The organism is Frigoribacterium sp. ME-P-080, from assembly GCF_030209595.1.
Lineage (GTDB): Bacteria > Actinomycetota > Actinomycetes > Actinomycetales > Microbacteriaceae > Frigoribacterium.
This window is the reverse complement of the sequence record NZ_JARVRR010000003.1, coordinates 135,669-152,174: the sequence shown is the minus strand read 5'-3', so window position 1 is coordinate 152,174 and position 16,506 is coordinate 135,669. Positions and strand designations below refer to the sequence as shown.

The window sequence follows — 16,506 nt, the reverse complement described above, 5'->3', positions numbered from 1 at the left end:
TCATGCGACAGGCTCGGGGGATGCCCTGGATACAACTCGTCATCTCGCTCGTCGCCGCCGTCGTCCTCACCTTCGTCATCTCGGCCGTCGTCGGCCTGGTCGTCGGCGTGGTCGCCAAGCGCAAGGAGTGGGCGCAGGCCTTCGTGACGCGCATGCGCCGCCCCTTCCGCGCCACGCTGCTCGTCGTGCTGCTCGTCGTCGCGCTGACCACGTCGTTCGACGCCCTGCTCCCCGCCGACTACCCGGGGGAGGGGTGGGTGTCACAGGCCTTCCGCTGCGCCGTCATCGTCGTCGTCGCCTGGTTCGTGGGTGCCCTCGCGATCTTCTTCGAGGACCTCGGCCTGTCGCGCTACCGGGTCGACACCCCCGACAACCGGGTGGCGCGTCGGGTCCGCACCCAGGTGCTCATCCTCCGACGGCTGACCGTGGCCCTGATCGTGATCCTGGCCGCGGGCACCGTGCTGCTCGGGTTCCCGGGGGTCGAGGCGGTCGGTGCGAGCGTCCTCGCGAGTGCGGGGCTGGTCTCGGTCGTCGCGGGCCTCGCGGCGCAGTCGACCCTGGCGAACGTCTTCGCGGGCATCCAATTGGCCTTCAGCGACGCCATCCGCATCGACGACGTCGTCGTGGTCGAGGGGCAATGGGGCCTGATCGAGGAGATCACCCTGTCGTACGTCGTCGTCCACGTCTGGGACGACCGGCGTCTCGTGCTGCCGTCGACCTACTTCACGACCACCCCGTTCGAGAACTGGACGCGGCGCAACAGCGAGCTGCTCGGAGCGGTCGAGTTCGACCTGGACTGGCGGGTCGATCCGGGGGCCATGCGGAAGGAGCTCGACGTGATCCTCGCGGGGACGGACCTCTGGGACGGACGCACCAAGGTGCTCCAGGTCACCGACGCCCAGGCCGGCTACGTGCGGGTGAGGGTGCTCGTCACGGCCAAGGACGCACCGACCCTGTTCGACCTGCGCTGCCTCGTCCGCGAGGACCTGATCGCCTGGCTGCACGCGAAGAGCCCGCAGTCGATCCCGCGGACGCGGGTGCAGATGGTCGAGGCCGAACCGGCGCCGAAGGGACGGGCCCACCGGTCGACGTCGGAGGCCTCCGCCCTGTTCAGCGGCGACAACGCCGACTCCGAACGCACGGCGCTCTTCACGGCGGCCATCCCGATCCACGACGTCGCCGAGTACCAGGCCTCGCTCGGCGCCGAGGCGGAACACGACCCGCACGTCGCGGGACGACCCGGTGGCCTGCCGACCGGCCGTCCCGACGGCGACCCGGCCGGGCCGACGCCCGGCGTCGACGGGCGTCGCTGACGCGACCACACGGACGAGGAGGCGCGCCCCGCCAGAGCGGGACGCGCCTCCTCGGTGTCTCGGCGGACGTCAGTCGTCGTCGTTCGCGGCCTCGATGGCGTTGCCCACGGCGATCGCGGTCGACGCCGCCCAGCTGATCGCCATGAGGGCGAGGCGCCAGTCACGAGGGCCGGCGCTCAGGCTCTTGAGGAGGCTGATGCCGGAGAAGATCGCGCTGATGATCGCGCCGTTGAAGAGGAATTTGCGCACGGTGGGGCTCCCAGGGGTCGTTTCGACCACGGTACCGCGTGACGTGGCACGAGTCCGGGTGGGGGTAGGTTGAGCTGCCCGGCGTCCCGTGCCGGTGCGTCCTGCGGTCGAAGGAGAATGCCGTGCGCACTGCCCTGCTCGGAGGCGTGTTCGTGTTGCTCGGCCTCGTGGCCGTGTTCACCGGCGTCCTGACCGGTGACGAACTGCTCGCGCTCGTCGAACGGGTCGCGCCCGTCCTCGGCTTCGTCGTCGGCCTGACGATCGTCGCGGAGCTCGCGGCGGAGGCCGGACTCTTCTCGTGGCTGGCGTCCGCCTCGGCCCGGCTGGCCGGAGGGCGGGTGCTCGTGCTGTGGCTCCTGGTCGTGGCGCTCGCGGTGCTCTGCACGGTGTTCCTCTCGCTCGACACGACGGCGGTGCTGCTCACGCCGGTGGTCGTGATCGTGGCCCGGCACGCCGGCCTGCCGCCGATGCCGTTCGCGCTGACGACGGTGTGGCTCGCGAACTGCGCCTCGATGCTGTTGCCGGTCTCGAACCTCACCAACCTGCTCGCGCTGCACGAGCTCGGATCACCGGCCCCCGTGCAGTTCGCCGCCTTGGTCGCACCCGCCGCCGTGGTGGGCGTCGTCGTCCCCGTCGTGGCCATCGGACTGCGCTACCGCCGTCAGCTGGTCGGCCGGTTCGAGGCGCCGGCGTCCGAGCCCGTGGCCGACCGCGTGCTCTTCGGCGTCGCCGCGGTCGCGACGGGGCTGCTCGTGCCGGCCCTGGTCTCGGGCGTCGAGGTATGGATCCCCGCCGCCGTCGCGGCGCTCGTGCTCGTCGTCACCACGGCCGTCCGCCGCCGCGGCGTCCTCCGACTCGGACTGGTGCCGTGGGGCACGCTGCTCTTCGCCGGCGGGCTGTTCCTCGTCGTCGAGGCCGCTCACTCGCTCGGCCTGGCCGACCTGCTCGGAGCCGTCGTGGGCACCGGCGACCGACTGCCCGACCTGCTGCGACTGGCGGGCGGCAGCGCGGTGGCCGCGAACGTGGCCAACAACCTCCCGGCCTACCTCGCCCTCGAGCCGGTGGCCGGGTCGCCGCTGCGGCTCGTCGCCGTGCTCGTCGGGGTCAACATCGGCTGTCTCGTGACGCCGTGGGCCTCGCTCGCCACGCTGCTCTGGCACTCGCGCTTGTCGTCGATGGGCGTCGAGGTCGCGTGGGGGCGGTTCGTGCTCGCCGGCCTCGGGGTGGCGGCGGTCGCCGTGCCGCTCGCGGTCGTCGCGACGGTGCTGTTCGTCTGAGGGTCCCGGGCGCTCGGGCCCGACGCGGGCGCGGTCGCGAGGTGACGGCGCGCGAAGGCGAGGGTCCGCCTCAGCTGGCCGAGCCGCGCCTCCTGTTCCCCTTCGGTGTGCACCTCGGCGGCGACGGTGCCGGCCCACCCCGACCGGGCCAGGTGGGTGAGCACCTCGGCGACCGGCTGCGTGCCGAGACCCGGCACCCGGTGCTGGTCGTGCAGCCCGCCGGGGCGGGACGAGACGACGCCGTCGGTCAGGTGGACGTGGCGCAACCTCGGCCCGAGCGCCAGGGCGAGGTCGAGCGCGTCGCGCCCGGCGACGGCGGCGTGCGAGAAGTCGAGGGTGGCCGCCTCCACGTCGAGGGACGAGGGGTCGTGTCCCGGGCGGTAGGGGTCGAACCCGGCCGGCCCGAACCTCACGGGGAACATGTTCTCGACGGCGAGGGTGACGCCCGTCTCGGTCGCGATCTCGAGGACGACGTCGACGAACCGCGCCGCGTAGGACCGCTGCCAGACGAACGGCGGATGGACGACGACGGTCGTGGCGCCCAGCTCGCGGGCCAGTCCGGCCGAGCGCCGCAGCTTGTCGACCTGGTCACGACCGAAGGCGAAGTGCGCGACGGGCAGGACGGGGGCGTGCACCGAGAGCACGGGCAGCCCCCACCGGGCGGTCGCCGCACGGAGCAGCTCGGGGCGTCGGGTCGCCCGGTCGGCCGTCACCATCACCTCGACCCCGTCGAAGCCGGTGAGCCGCGCGAGCCGGAAGGCCTCGTCGGTCGACAGCGGGAAGACGCAGGACGTGCTCATTCCGACCGTGATCACGCGGCCAGGCTACGACCGGGGTGTCTCGGCGCCGTCGACCCCGCGGTGAACAGTGCGGGAACGGCGGGCTACAGCCAGTCGCGGCGCTTGAACTGCCACCAGAGCAGGCCGCCGATCGCCACGATCAGCACGCACGAGGTGACGAAGCCGGCGGCGGACTGGAACCCCGGATACGGCACGTTCTGCCCGTAGAACCCGGTGATCGCCGTGGGCACCGCGATGATGGCCGCCCAGCTCGTCACCTTCTTCATGATGAGGTTCATGCGGTTGGACTGCAGGTTGAGGTTCGTGTCGAGGATGGTCGAGACGAGGTCGCGCAGGGAGTCGTTCTGCTCGGCCACGCGCAGCACGTGGTCGTAGACGTCCTGGAAGTACGGGTGCATGGCGGAGTCGACCTCCTTCAGGTCGCGGCGCAGCAGCGTGTTCAGCACCTCGCGCATCGGCGACGCGACCCGGCGCAGCTGGACGAGGCTCTTCCGCAGGGCGAACGAGCGCTTCTGCACGTCGAGGGTCCGGGGCGCGGGGTCGAAGAGGTCGTCGGCGATGCCCTCGATCTCGTCGTCCAGCGCGTCCGTGGCGTCGAAGTGCCGGTCCACGACGCAGTCGAGCAGACCCCAGAGGAAGTACGAGACGCCGTGCGACGCCAGGTCGCGGTTCTGGTCGAAGGTCGCCTGCAGCCGGGTGACGTCGAACTCCGGATGGTGGATCGTCACGAGGGCGCGCTCCGTGATGAACGCCTTCACCTCGCTCGTGTCGAGCACGCCGCTGGCCCGGTCGAACCGCACGTCGTAGAGAGCGGTGAACAGATGGTTGTCGTAGCGGTCGACCTTGGGCCGCTGTCCGTCCTGGAGCGCGTCCTCGACGGCGAGCTCGTGCAGTCCGAGTTCGTCCTCGAGCGAGGCGAGGTCGCCGGCGGTCGGGTCGGTGAGGTCGATCCACACGTGGCAGCCGTCCGTCTCGAGGTGGTCGCTCACCTCGTGCAGCGGGAAGTCGTGGGCGATCAGCTGGCCCCCTCGGTAGGCGCGCGTGACGATGGTCGTGTCGGGACGGGCGCCGTCGTCGGTGGGGCCATGAGGCCCCTCGGTGCGCGGGGGACGGGTGTCGGTCATGGGGCGCATGCTATTCCCGTGACCTCCTACACGAAGCAGCGTGCCGACGCCCCCGCCGGCTTCTTCGAGGCCGAGGCGGCCGGTCTCGCCTGGCTCGCCGAGGCCACGCCCCGAGGAGGCGCGCGCACGGTCGGCGTCCAGGCCGCGTCCCCGGGGCGCATCGACCTCGATCCCGTGCACGAGGTCCGTCCCACGGCGGAGGCCGCACGGGCCTTCGGCGAGGCCCTCGCGGTGACCCACGCGAGCGGTGCGGAGGCGTTCGGTGCGCCTCCTCGGGGGTGGGCGGGGCCGTGCTTCATCGGCAGCCGTCCGATGACGGTGCGACCGAAGGCGACCTGGGGGGTCTTCTACGCCGAGCAGCGGGTCCTGCCCTACGCCCGCGTCGCCGTCCGGGCGGGCGGTCTCGACCGGGCGGGCCTCGAGGTCGTCGAGCGAGCCTGCCGCCTCGTCGCCGAGGGCGCGTTCGACGACGACCTGCCCCCGGCCCGCCTCCACGGGGACCTGTGGGCCGGCAACGTGCTCTTCGACGCCGGGGGAGTCGTGCTCATCGACCCGGCCGCCCACGGCGGTCATCCCGAGACCGACCTGGCGATGCTGGCCCTGTTCGGCTGCCCGCACCTCGAGGACGTGCTGGCGGGCTACGAGGCGCGCTCGCCGCTGGGCGAGGGGTGGCGGGGTCGCGTGCCACTGCACCAGCTCCACCCGTTGGCCGTGCACGCCGCCGGACACGGACCGAGCTACGGGGCGTCCCTCGTGCGGGCCGCCGAGGCGACCCTGCGCCTCGTCTGACGATCGTCCGGGTGGGGTACGCCGGTCGCCAGGAGCCGTCTGGGGCACCGCTGATAATCTGGCCGTCCCGCGTCCGAGCGGGCGATGCGACAGGAGCCGACCCACCCCATGCCCGACACCCCCGAACGTTACGGCTTCGTCGTCGTCTCCAACCGCCTCCCCGTCGACCGGGTCATCGCCGACGACGGGTCGGCGTCGTGGCAGCACTCGCCCGGGGGTCTCGTCACCGCCCTCGAACCCGTCATGAAGGCCAACGACGGGGCGTGGGTGGGCTGGGCGGGCCAACCCGACCTCGAGTTCGAGCCCTTCGAGTCCGACGGCATCGAGATCGTCCCCGTGCCGCTCAGCGCCGACGAGGTGCAGCGCTACTACGAGGGCTTCAGCAACGACACGCTCTGGCCGCTCTACCACGACGTCATCGCCGCCCCGACCTACCACCGGGTCTGGTGGGAGTCCTACGTGCAGGTCAACCAGCGCTTCGCCGACCGCGCGGCCGAGATCACCGAAGAGGGCGGCACCATCTGGGTGCAGGACTACCAGCTGCAACTCGTTCCCAAGATGCTGCGCGAGGCCCGGCCCGACGTCACCATCGGGTTCTTCAACCACATCCCGTTCCCGCCGCTCGGCATCTTCTCGCAGCTGCCCTGGCGGCAGCAGATCGTCGAGGGCCTGCTCGGTGCCGACGTCATCGGCTTCCAGCGGGCGGACGACGCGTCGAACTTCTCCCGCGCCGTCCGCCACCTGCTCGGGTACTCGACGACGCGCCCCTACATCGAGGTCCCGGTCGACGACGAGTCCGCGCCGGTCTCGCGCCGGGGCACCAAGGTCCGTCGGGTGCTGGCGAAGCACTTCCCGATCTCGATCGACGCCGCCAGCTACGAAGAGCTCGCCGCGCGCCCGGACGTGCAGGCCAGGGCGCGCGAGATCCGCGAGGGCCTCGGCAACCCCAAGACGATCATGCTGGGCGTCGACCGTCTCGACTACACGAAGGGCATCCGGCACCGCATGAAGGCGTTCGGCGAGCTGCTCGCCGACGGTCGGCTCAGCGTCGAGGACGCCACGCTCGTGCAGGTCGCGAGCCCGAGCCGTGAGCGGGTCGAGACGTACAAGCTGCTGCGCGACGAGATCGAGCTCACCGTCGGCCGCGTGAACGGCGACTACGGCACCATGAGCCACACGGCCATCAGCTACCACCACCACGGCTACCCGCGCGAAGAGATGGTGGCGTTGTACCTCGCCGCCGACATCATGCTGGTCACGGCCCTCCGCGACGGCATGAACCTGGTCGCGAAAGAGTACGTGGCGGTGCGGCGCGACAACGACGGCGTGCTCGTGCTCAGCGAGTTCGCCGGCGCGGCCGACGAGCTCAAGAGCGCCCTGCTGATCAACCCGCACGACATCGGCGGCCTCAAGAACACCATCATGCGCGCCGTCGAGATGCCCAAGCGCGACCGCACCACCCGCATGCGGGCCCTGCGCCGTCGCGTCCTCGAGAACGACGTGGCCAAGTGGTCGGCGTCCTTCCTGCAGGCCCTCGAGAACGTGCGACCCGGGCAGCAGATCACGCCCGCCCCGGCCTCGGCGACGACGGACGGTGACGTCTCGTGACCGGTTCCGACCCCCTGGCCCTGAGCGACGCGCTCGGTCGTCTCGCGACGACCCCGCGCCTCCTCGTCGCGCTCGACTTCGACGGCACCCTGGCGCCCGAGGTCGACGCGCCCCTGCGGGCCCGGGCGTTGCCCGCGGCCCTGGACGCGATCATGCGCCTGTCGGCACTCGACCAGACCACCGTCGCCCTCGTGTCCGGGCGCGACCTCGCCTCGTTGATCGAGGTCAGCCAGACCCCCGACGAGGTGCTGTTGGTCGGCTCGCACGGCATCGAGGTGCGGGTCGACGGTCACGAGACCTCGTTGAGCGACGACGAGAAGGCCGGCCGTGCGCGCTTGTCCGATGCCGTCCACGGTGTGGCCGAGGGGCGTGAGGGCGTCTTCGTCGAAGAGAAACCCGCAGGCCTCGCCCTGCACACGCGGCTCGCGGACGCCGCGACCACCGAGGCCGTCCACGCGGCGGCCCGCGAGGCCGTCGAGGCGCTCGGCGGCATGCACGAGCGCGTCGGCAAGAACGTCCTCGAGTTCGCCGTCCGGGCGACCGGCAAGAACGACGGCATCGACCGGCTCCGGGAGGCCGTCCAGGCCACGGGCGTCCTCTACGCCGGGGACGACGTCACCGACGAGGACGGCTTCCGGGCACTCGGCGAGGGCGACCTGTCGATCAAGGTCGGCCCGGGCGAGACGGGGGCGATGCATCGCGTCGCCGACCCCGCCGCCGTGGCGGACCTGCTCGTCGAACTGGCCGGCCTGCGTGGGCATCTCGGTCATGCCTGACAGCGCATGCCTTGAACGGGTGTGATGGCCGGGTCTGAGCATTCCCAGGTGACTGCAAGGTAGTCTGGACACCCCGCCGCGACTCCCCGCCGCCGCTCAGCCGAGCCGGTCCGACGAGGTCGCCAGCCGACGGAGGTCTTCGTGATCGTAGTCCTGACAGCGTTCGCCGTGGCGGCCGTCGTCGTGGCCTGCGTCGGCGGACGCCTCGGCCGTTCGCTCTTCCTCTGGGCGTCCGTCGTCCCCTTCGCCGCCTTCGCCTTCACGGCCCTCCAGGGGCCCGCCGTGTTGTCGGGCGAGGTGCCCACCGAGGCCGTGCCGTGGATTCCGCAGCTCGCCATCTCGCTCACCCTGCGCATGGACGTCCTCGCCTGGGTCCTCGCGCTCGTCGTCACGGGCATCGGCGGCCTCGTGCTCGTCTACTGTGCGCGCTACTTCGAGCGGGACGAGGCCGGTCGGGCACGGTTCGCCGCCGTGCTGGTGGCCTTCGCCGGAGCGATGTACGGCCTCGTCACGAGCGACGACGTGTTCGTCCTGTTCGTCTTCTGGGAGGCCACGAGCGTCTTCTCGTACCTGTTGATCGGGCACTACACGGCGAAGCAGGCCAGCCGCGGGGCCGCGTTGCAGGCTCTCATCGTGACGACCGCGGGCGGGCTCGCGATGCTCGTCGGCCTCGTGATCCTCGCCGTCCAGGGCGGCACGAGCTCGTTGTCCCAGCTCGTCGAGCAGCCACCCACCGGGACGGTCGTCACGGTCGCCGTCGTGCTCGTACTCGTCGGGGCGCTGTCGAAGTCGGCACTCGTGCCGTTCCACTTCTGGCTCCCGGCCGCGATGGCGGCTCCGACGCCGGTCAGTGCCTACCTGCACGCCGCCGCGATGGTCAAGGCCGGCATCTACCTCGTCGCCCGTCTCGCCCCCGGCTACCACGATCAGCCCGGCTGGCAAGAGATCATCGTCACCGTCGGGGTGGTCACGATGGTCCTCGGCGGGTACCGTGCGCTCCGTCAGCACGACCTCAAGCTGGTCCTGGCCTACGGCACGGTGAGCCAACTCGGCTTCCTGACGATCGTGGTGGGGTTCGGCACCCGCGACGCGGCCCTCGCCGGGCTCGCCCTGCTGGTCGCCCACGCCCTGTTCAAGTCGACGCTCTTCCTCGTGGTGGGGGTCATCGACCACCGGGCGGGCACGCGAGACCTGCGCAAGCTCTGCGGGCTCGGTCGACAGGCTCCCGTCCTCCTCGTGGTGACGCTCCTCGCCCTCGCCTCGATGGCCGGCGTGCCGCCGACCTTCGGCTTCGTCGCGAAGGAGGCCGTGCTCACGGCCCTCTACGACGACGCCGTGACCGGGTCGGCCTGGGGCGTCGTCGCCCTGGTCGGCGTCGTCGTCGGCTCGATCCTGACCACCGCCTACAGCCTGCGGTTCCTCTGGGGGGCCTTCGGTCGCAAGAAGGGCGTCGAGCCGGTCGACTTCGTCCGTGAGCACGTCGACTTCCTGGCGTCGCCGATCGTCCTCGCCGTCGCCGGCCTGGTGCTCGGCCTCGTCTCGTACCAGGTCGGTCCGGTCTTCGCTCGTTATGCCGACACGCTCCCCGCGGCCCCGGGCGAGCACGGCCCCTACTACCTGGCGCTCTGGCACGGTCTCGAGCCCGCGCTCGGCTTCACGGCGGTCTCGCTCGGGGTCGGGGCCCTCCTCTTCTGGCAGCGCGACCGGGTGTCGCAGGTGCAGAAGGCCGTCTCGTTCCTGCCCCGCGCCTCCGACGGGTACGTGCGGATCATGGCGACCATCGACCGGACGGCGTCGCGGACGACCGCGACGACGCAGCGCGGTTCGTTGCCCTTCTACCTCGCCACCATCCTCGTCGTGTTCATCGCCTCGTCGGTGGTGACGCTGGCGCTCAACAGCGACTGGCCGACCACCGCCGTGCTCTGGGACTACCCGGCGCAGCTGGCCATCGGCGGGTTGATGATCATCGGCGCCATCGCGTCGGCGCTCTCCAACAAGAGATTCCAGGCCGTCGTCCTGGTCGGGGTGACCGGCTACGGCATGGCCGCGCTCTTCGCGCTGCACGGGGCCCCCGACCTGGCCCTGACGCAGGCGCTGATCGAGACCATCACCCTCATCGCGTTCGTCCTCGTGCTGCGTCGGCTGCCGGCCCGTCTGGGCGAGCGAAACGGCCGCACCCACCGGGCGATCCGGGCCGTCATCGGCATCTCGGTCGGGTCCGTCATGGCCGCCATCGCCGTGGTCGCCCTGGGGGCACGCTCGATCCCCACGGTCTCCGGCGCCTTCCCCGACCTCGCCGTCGACGGCGGTCACGGCCGCAACGTCGTCAACGTGACGCTCGTCGACATCCGCGGATGGGACACCATGGGCGAGATCGCGGTCCTCATCGTCGCCGCGACCGGTGTCGCGAGCCTGGTCTTCCTGACCTCCCGCGCCGACGTCCTGCCCCGGCCCGAGCGGCGTACGCGTGCCCAGCGGTTCCTGGCACGGGTCCGGCCCGTGCGCGAGCCGGCGCCGGTCGTGCCCGTCGGCGGGGCGACGGCGCAGATCGGCGACAGCACCGAGGGCGACCGGCGCGCCTGGTTGCTGGCCGGGCGCAAACTCGCCCCGCAGAACCGGTCGATCCTGCTCGAGGTGGTCGTGCGGCTGATCTTCCACGCCATCATCGTCGTCTCGATCTACCTGCTCTTCGCCGGTCACAACCTGCCCGGCGGCGGCTTCGCCGGCGGTCTGGTGGCGGGCTTCGCCTTCGTGGCCCGGTACCTCGCGGGCGGTCGGTACGAACTCGGTGCGGCCGCGCCCCTCGATGCCGGCAAGCTCCTCGGTGCCGGTCTCCTGACGGTCGCCGCGACGGCACTCGTCCCGCTCTTCTTCGGCGTCGACGCCCTGACCTCGACCTGGGTCGAGGCCGAGGTGCCGCTGCTCGGCCACGTCGAGTTCGTCACGTCGACCTTCTTCGACGTCGGCGTCTACCTGGTCGTCGTCGGGCTCGTCCTCGACGTGCTCCGGAGCCTCGGAGCCGAGGTCGACCGTCAAGAAGAAGAGGACGCGTTCGGCCACCCGAGCGAGGTGTCCGAACCCGAAGAGGAGGCGCTCCCCGTGTCCGTCGCCGGTACGCCCCCGACCGAGCGGGGCCGCGCATGAGCGTCTCCCTCGTCCTGATCGTCGTCATGGCCGCGCTGTACGCCTGCGGCGTCTACCTGCTGCTCGAGCGCAGCATGACCCGTGTGCTGCTGGGCTTCCTGCTCGTCGGGAACGCCACGAACATCCTCATCCTCCTCATGTCCGGACGGCGCGGCGCGGCCCCCGTGGTCGACGGCCAGGCCGATCCGGCCGACTTCGCCGACCCGCTGCCGCAGGCGTTCGTGCTGACGGCCATCGTCATCACCTTCGGCATCTCGGCCTTCATGCTCGCGTTGATCTACCGGTCGTGGCGGCTGGCCCAGGGAGACACCCTCGCGGACGACGCCGAAGACCTCGAGATCGGGCGTCGAGGCGTCCCGGCCGAAGAAGAGTCCGAACAGGGCGACGGTGACGACGAGGCCGGTGGCGACAGCGAGTTCGGCAGCCGTGCCGAAGCGGCCGTGCCGACGGACGACCGGTCGCTGCGCGACGACCGGCCTCACCACGACGAGAAAGGGCACCGAGCATGAACCTCAGCTACCTCGTGCCGCTCGTCGTCCTCATCCCGCTGCTCGGAGCCGCGGCGGCCCTGATCGCCGGTCGGCGGCCCCGCTCGCAGGCCGTGGTCTCGATCGTCGCCCTGGCGCTCGTCGTCGTCATCAGCCTGGTGCTGCTCGTGGTCGTAGACACGCACGGAGCGATCGCCGTGCAGGTGGGCGGTTGGCAGGCGCCGTTCGGCATCACGCTCGTCGTCGACCGTCTCGCCGCTCTCATGCTCAGCATCTCGTCGATCGTCCTGCTGGCGGTGTTCGTGTTCTCGGTCGGGCAGGGCCAGGCCGACGGTGACGGCGAGGCACCGGTCTCGATCTACAACCCGACCTACCTCATCCTCGCCACGGGCGTGTTCAACGCCTTCATCGCGGGTGACCTCTTCAACCTCTACGTGGGCTTCGAGATCCTCCTGGTGGCCAGCTACGTGCTGATCACCCTCGGCGGCACCGAGCAGCGCATCCGGGCCGGCGTGGTCTACATCGTCGTCAGCCTGGTGTCGTCCGTCCTGTTCCTCGCCTCCATCGCGATGATCTACGGAGCGCTCGGCACGGTCAACATCGCCGACATCGCCCAGAAGATGGACACCATCCCGCCCGACGTGCAGACGATCATCCACGTCATGCTGCTCACGGCGTTCGGCATCAAGGCGGCGATCTTCCCGCTGTCGTTCTGGCTGCCCGACTCGTACCCGACCGCTCCCGCCCCCGTCACCGCCGTGTTCGCCGGCCTGCTGACCAAGGTGGGCGTCTACGCCATCATCCGCACCGAGACGGTGCTGTTCGTCGAGAGCAACGTCAACGTCTACCTGCTGATCATCGCGTTGCTGACGATGATCGTGGGCATCCTCGGGGCCGTGGCCCAGGCCGACATCAAGCGTCTGCTCTCGTTCACCCTGGTCAGCCACATCGGCTACATGATCTTCGGCATCGCACTCGGGACCGTCGAGGGCCTGGCCGCCACGATCTACTACGTCGTGCACCACATCACGGTGCAGACCACGCTCTTCCTCGGGGCGGGCCTGATCGAACGGCGAGGCGGCACGGCGTCGATCACCCGCCTGGGCGGTCTCCTCAAGGCGGCACCGATCGTCGCCGTCCTCTTCTTCATCCCGGCCCTCAACCTGGGCGGCATCCCGCCGTTCTCCGGTTTCATCGGCAAGGTCGCGCTCTTCGAGGCCGGTGCCCGGCTCGACGATCCCCTCGTGTACGTCCTCATCGGAGCCGGGGCCCTCACGTCGCTGCTGACGCTCTACGCGCTCATGCGTGCCTGGAACCTCGCGTTCTGGCGCCCGAAGGCCGATGTCGACGACCACGAGTCACCCTTCACCGAGCACCTCGAGGAGGCCCCGGGTCGGGTGGCCGTCCAGCGACGTCGCACCAACCCCCGCACCATGGTGGGCGCGACCGCGGGCATGGTGCTCGTCTCGCTCGCCCTGACCTTCGCCGCGGGCCCGCTCTACGGTGTCGCCGAACGTGCGGCCGGCCGGGTCTACGGCTCGAACGACTACGTGCAGACGGTCTTCCCGGGCGGTCAGGGCGAGACGACGTCCGACCCGTCGTCGCCCGAGCCCGAACCCGCCTCGGACTCCGCAGACGAGGGGAGCACCCCGTGACCGGCCGTCCCACCCGCGGCGAGGTCGGCCGCAGCCTCGCCCGGCAGCTCCCCCTGCTCGTCGGACTGGTCGTCCTCTGGATGGCCTTGTGGAACCAGTTCACCGTCCTGGCCTTCGTCACCGGCGTCGCCGTGGCGCTGCTCGTGACCCGGGTGTTCTTCCTGCCCCCGGTCGAACTGAGCGGCCGGTTCAACCTCTGGTACGCCGTGGTCTTCCTGGCGCACTTCGTGGTCGACCTGGTGCGCGCCTCCGTCATCGTCGCCTGGCAGGCCGTCCGACCTCGCGGCGTGACCTCGAACGCGATCGTCGCGGTGCAGCTGCACACGAGGTCGGACTTCATCATGACCCTCGTCGCCGAGGCGATCTCGCTCGTCCCCGGGTCGCTCGTGGTCGAGGCCGACCGCGAGCGGTCGATCCTCTACCTGCACGCGCTCGCGGTCGAGGACCTCGCCGGTGTCGAGGGCGTCCGCGACGGCGTCCTGGTCGTCGAGGCCCGCCTCGTCCGGGTGCTCGGCAGCGACGACGACCGCCGTCGCATCGCGGAGGGCACCCCGGCCGCGGCCGAGGTCCACGAAGCGGTCAGCCGTTCCTCGTCCCACGAAGGAGGTCCCTCGTGACCGTCGTCGCCTACGTCGTCGGAGCGCTCTTCGCGTTCGCCGGCCTCGCGTCGGTCATCCGCATCGTGCGGGGGCCGTCCATCCTCGACCGCATGATCGCGTCCGACATGCTGCTGACCACCCTGATCTGCGTGCTCGCCGCCGACATGGTCTTCAACGGCCACACCCGGACCATCCCGGTCATCCTCGCCCTCGCGCTGACGGCCGTCCTCGGCTCCATCACGGTCGCGCGCTACGTCTCGAAGCAGGATCCCTCGTGATCCCCGAGACGGTCTACGACGTGGCGGCCTCGGTCATGCTCATCGGCGGGGCACTGCTCTCGGTCGCGGCGGGCATCGGCCTCCTGAGGTTCCCCGACGCCCTGTCGCGCATGCACGCCGCGACCAAGCCGCAGATCTTCGGCCTCATCCTGGTCCTGGCGGCGATCGCGCTCGACCAGCACACCGTGGGGACGATCGCGTCCCTGCTCGTCGTCCTCGTCTTCCAGATGCTCACCGCACCCATCTCGGCGCACATGATCGGTCGGGCGGGGTACCGCAACGGCGACCTCCTGCGCGATCGGTTGGTCGTGGACGAACTCGACGACGCCGTGGCCCGGGCGGCCGGCGAGATCGCCGAGACGACCGAGGGCGACGTCGCCGATCTCGACGTGTCCGACCTGCCCGTCGGGTCGGCCGACGCGTTGGCCGTCGAGATGGACCGGGTCGGGGACTCGTCCGGGCTCGACGACAGGCAGGGTGACGACGACGCCCGCGACCACGAGGGTCGGCGGACGCGGTCGACCGGAGACGCCGCGGGGGAGCCGGGCGAGCTCTGAGGCCGTCGGCGACGGTGGACGGCACGAGCGCGGTCACGCCCTAAACTCGACCCATGCCAGAGAAGCCCACCCCGGACGGGATCGACATCAAACCCCGCAGCCGCGTCGTCACCGACGGCGTCGAGGCCACCACGTCGCGAGGCATGCTCCGTGCCGTCGGCATGGGCGACGAGGACTGGAGCAAGCCCCAGATCGGCATCGCCAGCAGCTGGAACGAGATCACCCCCTGCAACCTGTCGCTCGACCGTCTGGCCCAGGGTGCCAAGGAAGGCGTCCACGCCGGGGGAGGGTACCCGCTCCAGTTCGGCACCGTCTCGGTGTCCGACGGCATCTCGATGGGCCACGAGGGCATGCACTTCTCGCTGGTCTCACGCGAGGTGATCGCCGACAGCGTCGAGGTCGTCATGAACGCCGAGCGGCTCGACGGGTCGGTGTTGCTCGCCGGTTGCGACAAGTCGCTGCCCGGCATGCTGATGGCCGCCGCCCGGCTCGACCTCGCCAGCGTCTTCCTCTACGCCGGCAGCGTCGCCCCCGGTTGGGTCAAGCTCAGCGACGGCACCGAGAAGAACGTCACGATCATCGACTCGTTCGAGGCCGTGGGCGCCTACAAGGCCGGCAACATGAGCGACGACGACCTGAAGGCGATCGAGTGCGCCATCGTGCCGGGCGAGGGCGCCTGTGGCGGGATGTACACGGCCAACACCATGGCCAGCGTCGCCGAGGCCCTCGGCATGAGCCTCCCCGGTTCGGCGGCCCCGCCGTCGGCCGACCGCCGCCGCGACTACTTCGCCCACCGTTCGGGCGAGGCCGTCGTCGAGATGCTCCGTCAGGGCATCACGACGCGCGACATCCTCACCAAGAAGGCGTTCGAGAACGCCATCGCCGTGGCCATGGCCTTCGGTGGCTCGACCAACGTCGTGTTGCACCTGCTCGCCATCGCGTACGAGGCCGAGGTCGACCTGACCATCGACGACTTCAACCGCATCGGCGACAAGGTGCCGCACATCGGCGACCTCAAGCCCTTCGGCAAGTACGTCATGAACGACGTCGACCGCATGGGTGGCGTCCCCGTCGTCATGAAGGCGCTGCTCGACGCGGGTCTGCTGCACGGCGACTGCCTCACCGTCACCGGCAAGACCGTCGCCGAGAACCTCGAGTCCATCAAGCCGAAGCCGCTCGACGGCGAGGTGCTGCGGACGCTCGACAACCCGATCCACGCGACCGGCGGCCTCACCGTCCTCAGAGGCTCGATGGCCCCCGAGGGCGCCGTCGTCAAGACGGCGGGCTTCGACGCGTCGGTGTTCGAGGGGCCGGCGAAGGTCTTCGAACGCGAACGTGGCGCCATGGACGCCCTCACCGAGGGGCGCATCGAGTCCGGCGACGTGGTCGTCATCCGCTACGAGGGCCCCAAGGGCGGCCCGGGCATGCGCGAGATGCTCGCCATCACCGCGGCCATCAAGGGCGCAGGGCTCGGCAAAGATGTACTACTGTTGACGGACGGACGATTCTCAGGCGGCACAACCGGCCTGTGCATCGGCCACATAGCACCCGAAGCGGTCGACTCCGGTCCGATCGCCTTCGTGCGCGATGGTGACTTGATTCGGGTCGACATCGCCGCTCGCTCGATCGACCTACTCGTCGACGCCGCAGAGCTGGAAGCCCGCCGAGACGGCTGGGCACCGCTTCCCCCGCGCTACACCCGCGGTGTCCTCGCGAAGTACGCACGCCAGGTCCGCTCCGCGGCCGAGGGCGCCGTCACCTACTGACGCGTCCCACCGCCGGTCGAGCCGTCGCGACGTCGCACCCCGTGCACGGCCGCGTCCCGCACCGTCACCATCGATCACCGACC

At 70.9% G+C, this 16,506-nt stretch carries 14 protein-coding genes and 1 pseudogene; 12 read left to right on the top strand and 3 right to left on the bottom strand.

The features are described from left to right. Positions 1 to 20: 20 nt before the first annotated feature. Positions 21 to 1,313 (top strand): mechanosensitive ion channel family protein, encoded by a 1,293-nt coding sequence (locus tag QRN23_RS05915; protein WP_082460288.1) that lies wholly within the window; start codon positions 21 to 23, stop codon positions 1,311 to 1,313. Between the two features lie 69 nt (positions 1,314 to 1,382). On the opposite strand, the gene QRN23_RS05910 is transcribed toward QRN23_RS05915, so the two are convergent. Next, the gene (locus QRN23_RS05910; protein ID WP_285062866.1) at positions 1,383 to 1,562 is read right to left on the bottom strand and encodes a hypothetical protein; all 180 of its coding nucleotides are present in this window, start codon (positions 1,560 to 1,562) and stop codon (positions 1,383 to 1,385) included. Between the two features lie 122 nt (positions 1,563 to 1,684). Here QRN23_RS05910 and QRN23_RS05905 point away from each other — a divergent pair, with 122 nt between their 5' ends. After that, entirely contained in the window at positions 1,685 to 2,839 is a 1,155-nt protein-coding gene (locus QRN23_RS05905) for an SLC13 family permease (protein WP_285062864.1), read from the top strand. A gap of 71 nt (positions 2,840 to 2,910) precedes the next feature. Here the strand turns inward: QRN23_RS05905 and QRN23_RS05900 are convergent. Next, positions 2,911 to 3,639, bottom strand: a pseudogene (locus QRN23_RS05900) (sugar phosphate isomerase/epimerase family protein); the annotation flags it as partial. An 83-nt stretch (positions 3,640 to 3,722) separates the two neighbouring features. Further along, positions 3,723 to 4,763 carry a magnesium transporter CorA family protein gene (locus tag QRN23_RS05895; RefSeq protein WP_285062863.1) on the bottom strand — a complete coding sequence of 347 codons (1,041 nt, stop codon included), beginning with the start codon at positions 4,761 to 4,763 and terminating at the stop codon, positions 3,723 to 3,725. An 18-nt stretch (positions 4,764 to 4,781) separates the two neighbouring features. Between QRN23_RS05895 and QRN23_RS05890 the strand changes: the two genes are divergently transcribed. From QRN23_RS05890 to ilvD, 10 genes are all read left to right on the top strand, one after another. Further along, positions 4,782 to 5,552, top strand: a complete 771-nt coding sequence (locus QRN23_RS05890) for a fructosamine kinase family protein (protein WP_123570379.1) — start codon at positions 4,782 to 4,784, stop codon at positions 5,550 to 5,552. 108 nt (positions 5,553 to 5,660) lie between these two features. After that, positions 5,661 to 7,160 carry an alpha,alpha-trehalose-phosphate synthase (UDP-forming) gene (otsA, locus tag QRN23_RS05885; RefSeq protein ID WP_173151134.1) on the top strand — a complete coding sequence of 500 codons (1,500 nt, stop codon included), beginning with the start codon at positions 5,661 to 5,663 and terminating at the stop codon, positions 7,158 to 7,160. Continuing rightward, positions 7,157 to 7,936, top strand: coding sequence for a trehalose-phosphatase (gene otsB / locus QRN23_RS05880; RefSeq protein ID WP_056046256.1), 780 nt, complete (start codon positions 7,157 to 7,159; stop codon positions 7,934 to 7,936). The genes otsA and otsB overlap by 4 nt, the downstream gene beginning before the upstream one ends. A 141-nt stretch (positions 7,937 to 8,077) precedes the next feature. Further along, complete coding sequence (locus QRN23_RS05875; RefSeq protein WP_200412234.1) at positions 8,078 to 11,080, top strand: Na+/H+ antiporter subunit A; 3,003 nt, start codon at positions 8,078 to 8,080, stop codon at positions 11,078 to 11,080. Then, complete coding sequence (locus QRN23_RS05870) at positions 11,077 to 11,589, top strand: Na(+)/H(+) antiporter subunit C (RefSeq protein WP_123570375.1); 513 nt, start codon at positions 11,077 to 11,079, stop codon at positions 11,587 to 11,589. The genes QRN23_RS05875 and QRN23_RS05870 overlap by 4 nt, the downstream gene beginning before the upstream one ends. Next, positions 11,586 to 13,223, top strand: coding sequence for a Na+/H+ antiporter subunit D (locus tag QRN23_RS05865; RefSeq protein ID WP_159826229.1), 1,638 nt, complete (start codon positions 11,586 to 11,588; stop codon positions 13,221 to 13,223). The genes QRN23_RS05870 and QRN23_RS05865 overlap by 4 nt, the downstream gene beginning before the upstream one ends. Beyond that, positions 13,220 to 13,840 carry a Na+/H+ antiporter subunit E gene (locus QRN23_RS05860; RefSeq protein WP_056046254.1) on the top strand — a complete coding sequence of 207 codons (621 nt, stop codon included), beginning with the start codon at positions 13,220 to 13,222 and terminating at the stop codon, positions 13,838 to 13,840. The genes QRN23_RS05865 and QRN23_RS05860 overlap by 4 nt, the downstream gene beginning before the upstream one ends. Then, positions 13,837 to 14,100, top strand: coding sequence for an MrpF/PhaF family protein (locus QRN23_RS05855; protein ID WP_054145652.1), 264 nt, complete (start codon positions 13,837 to 13,839; stop codon positions 14,098 to 14,100). The genes QRN23_RS05860 and QRN23_RS05855 overlap by 4 nt, the downstream gene beginning before the upstream one ends. Then, entirely contained in the window at positions 14,097 to 14,657 is a 561-nt protein-coding gene (gene mnhG, locus QRN23_RS05850) for a monovalent cation/H(+) antiporter subunit G (RefSeq protein ID WP_285062855.1), read from the top strand. Before QRN23_RS05855 ends, mnhG begins: the two co-directional genes overlap by 4 nt. Positions 14,658 to 14,710: 53 nt before the next feature. Then, entirely contained in the window at positions 14,711 to 16,423 is a 1,713-nt protein-coding gene (ilvD, locus tag QRN23_RS05845; RefSeq protein ID WP_285062854.1) for a dihydroxy-acid dehydratase, read from the top strand. The last annotated feature ends 83 nt before the right edge of the window (positions 16,424 to 16,506 follow it).

Coding starts and splice junctions, on each gene's coding strand:
- QRN23_RS05915 (WP_082460288.1), top strand. CDS start 21: ATGCCCTGGATACAACTCGTCATCTCGCTCGTCGCCGCCGTCGTCCTC.
- QRN23_RS05895 (WP_285062863.1), bottom strand. CDS start 4,763: ATGACCGACACCCGTCCCCCGCGCACCGAGGGGCCTCATGGCCCCACC.
- otsA (WP_173151134.1), top strand. CDS start 5,661: ATGCCCGACACCCCCGAACGTTACGGCTTCGTCGTCGTCTCCAACCGC.
- QRN23_RS05870 (WP_123570375.1), top strand. CDS start 11,077: ATGAGCGTCTCCCTCGTCCTGATCGTCGTCATGGCCGCGCTGTACGCC.
- QRN23_RS05865 (WP_159826229.1), top strand. CDS start 11,586: ATGAACCTCAGCTACCTCGTGCCGCTCGTCGTCCTCATCCCGCTGCTC.
- ilvD (WP_285062854.1), top strand. CDS start 14,711: ATGCCAGAGAAGCCCACCCCGGACGGGATCGACATCAAACCCCGCAGC.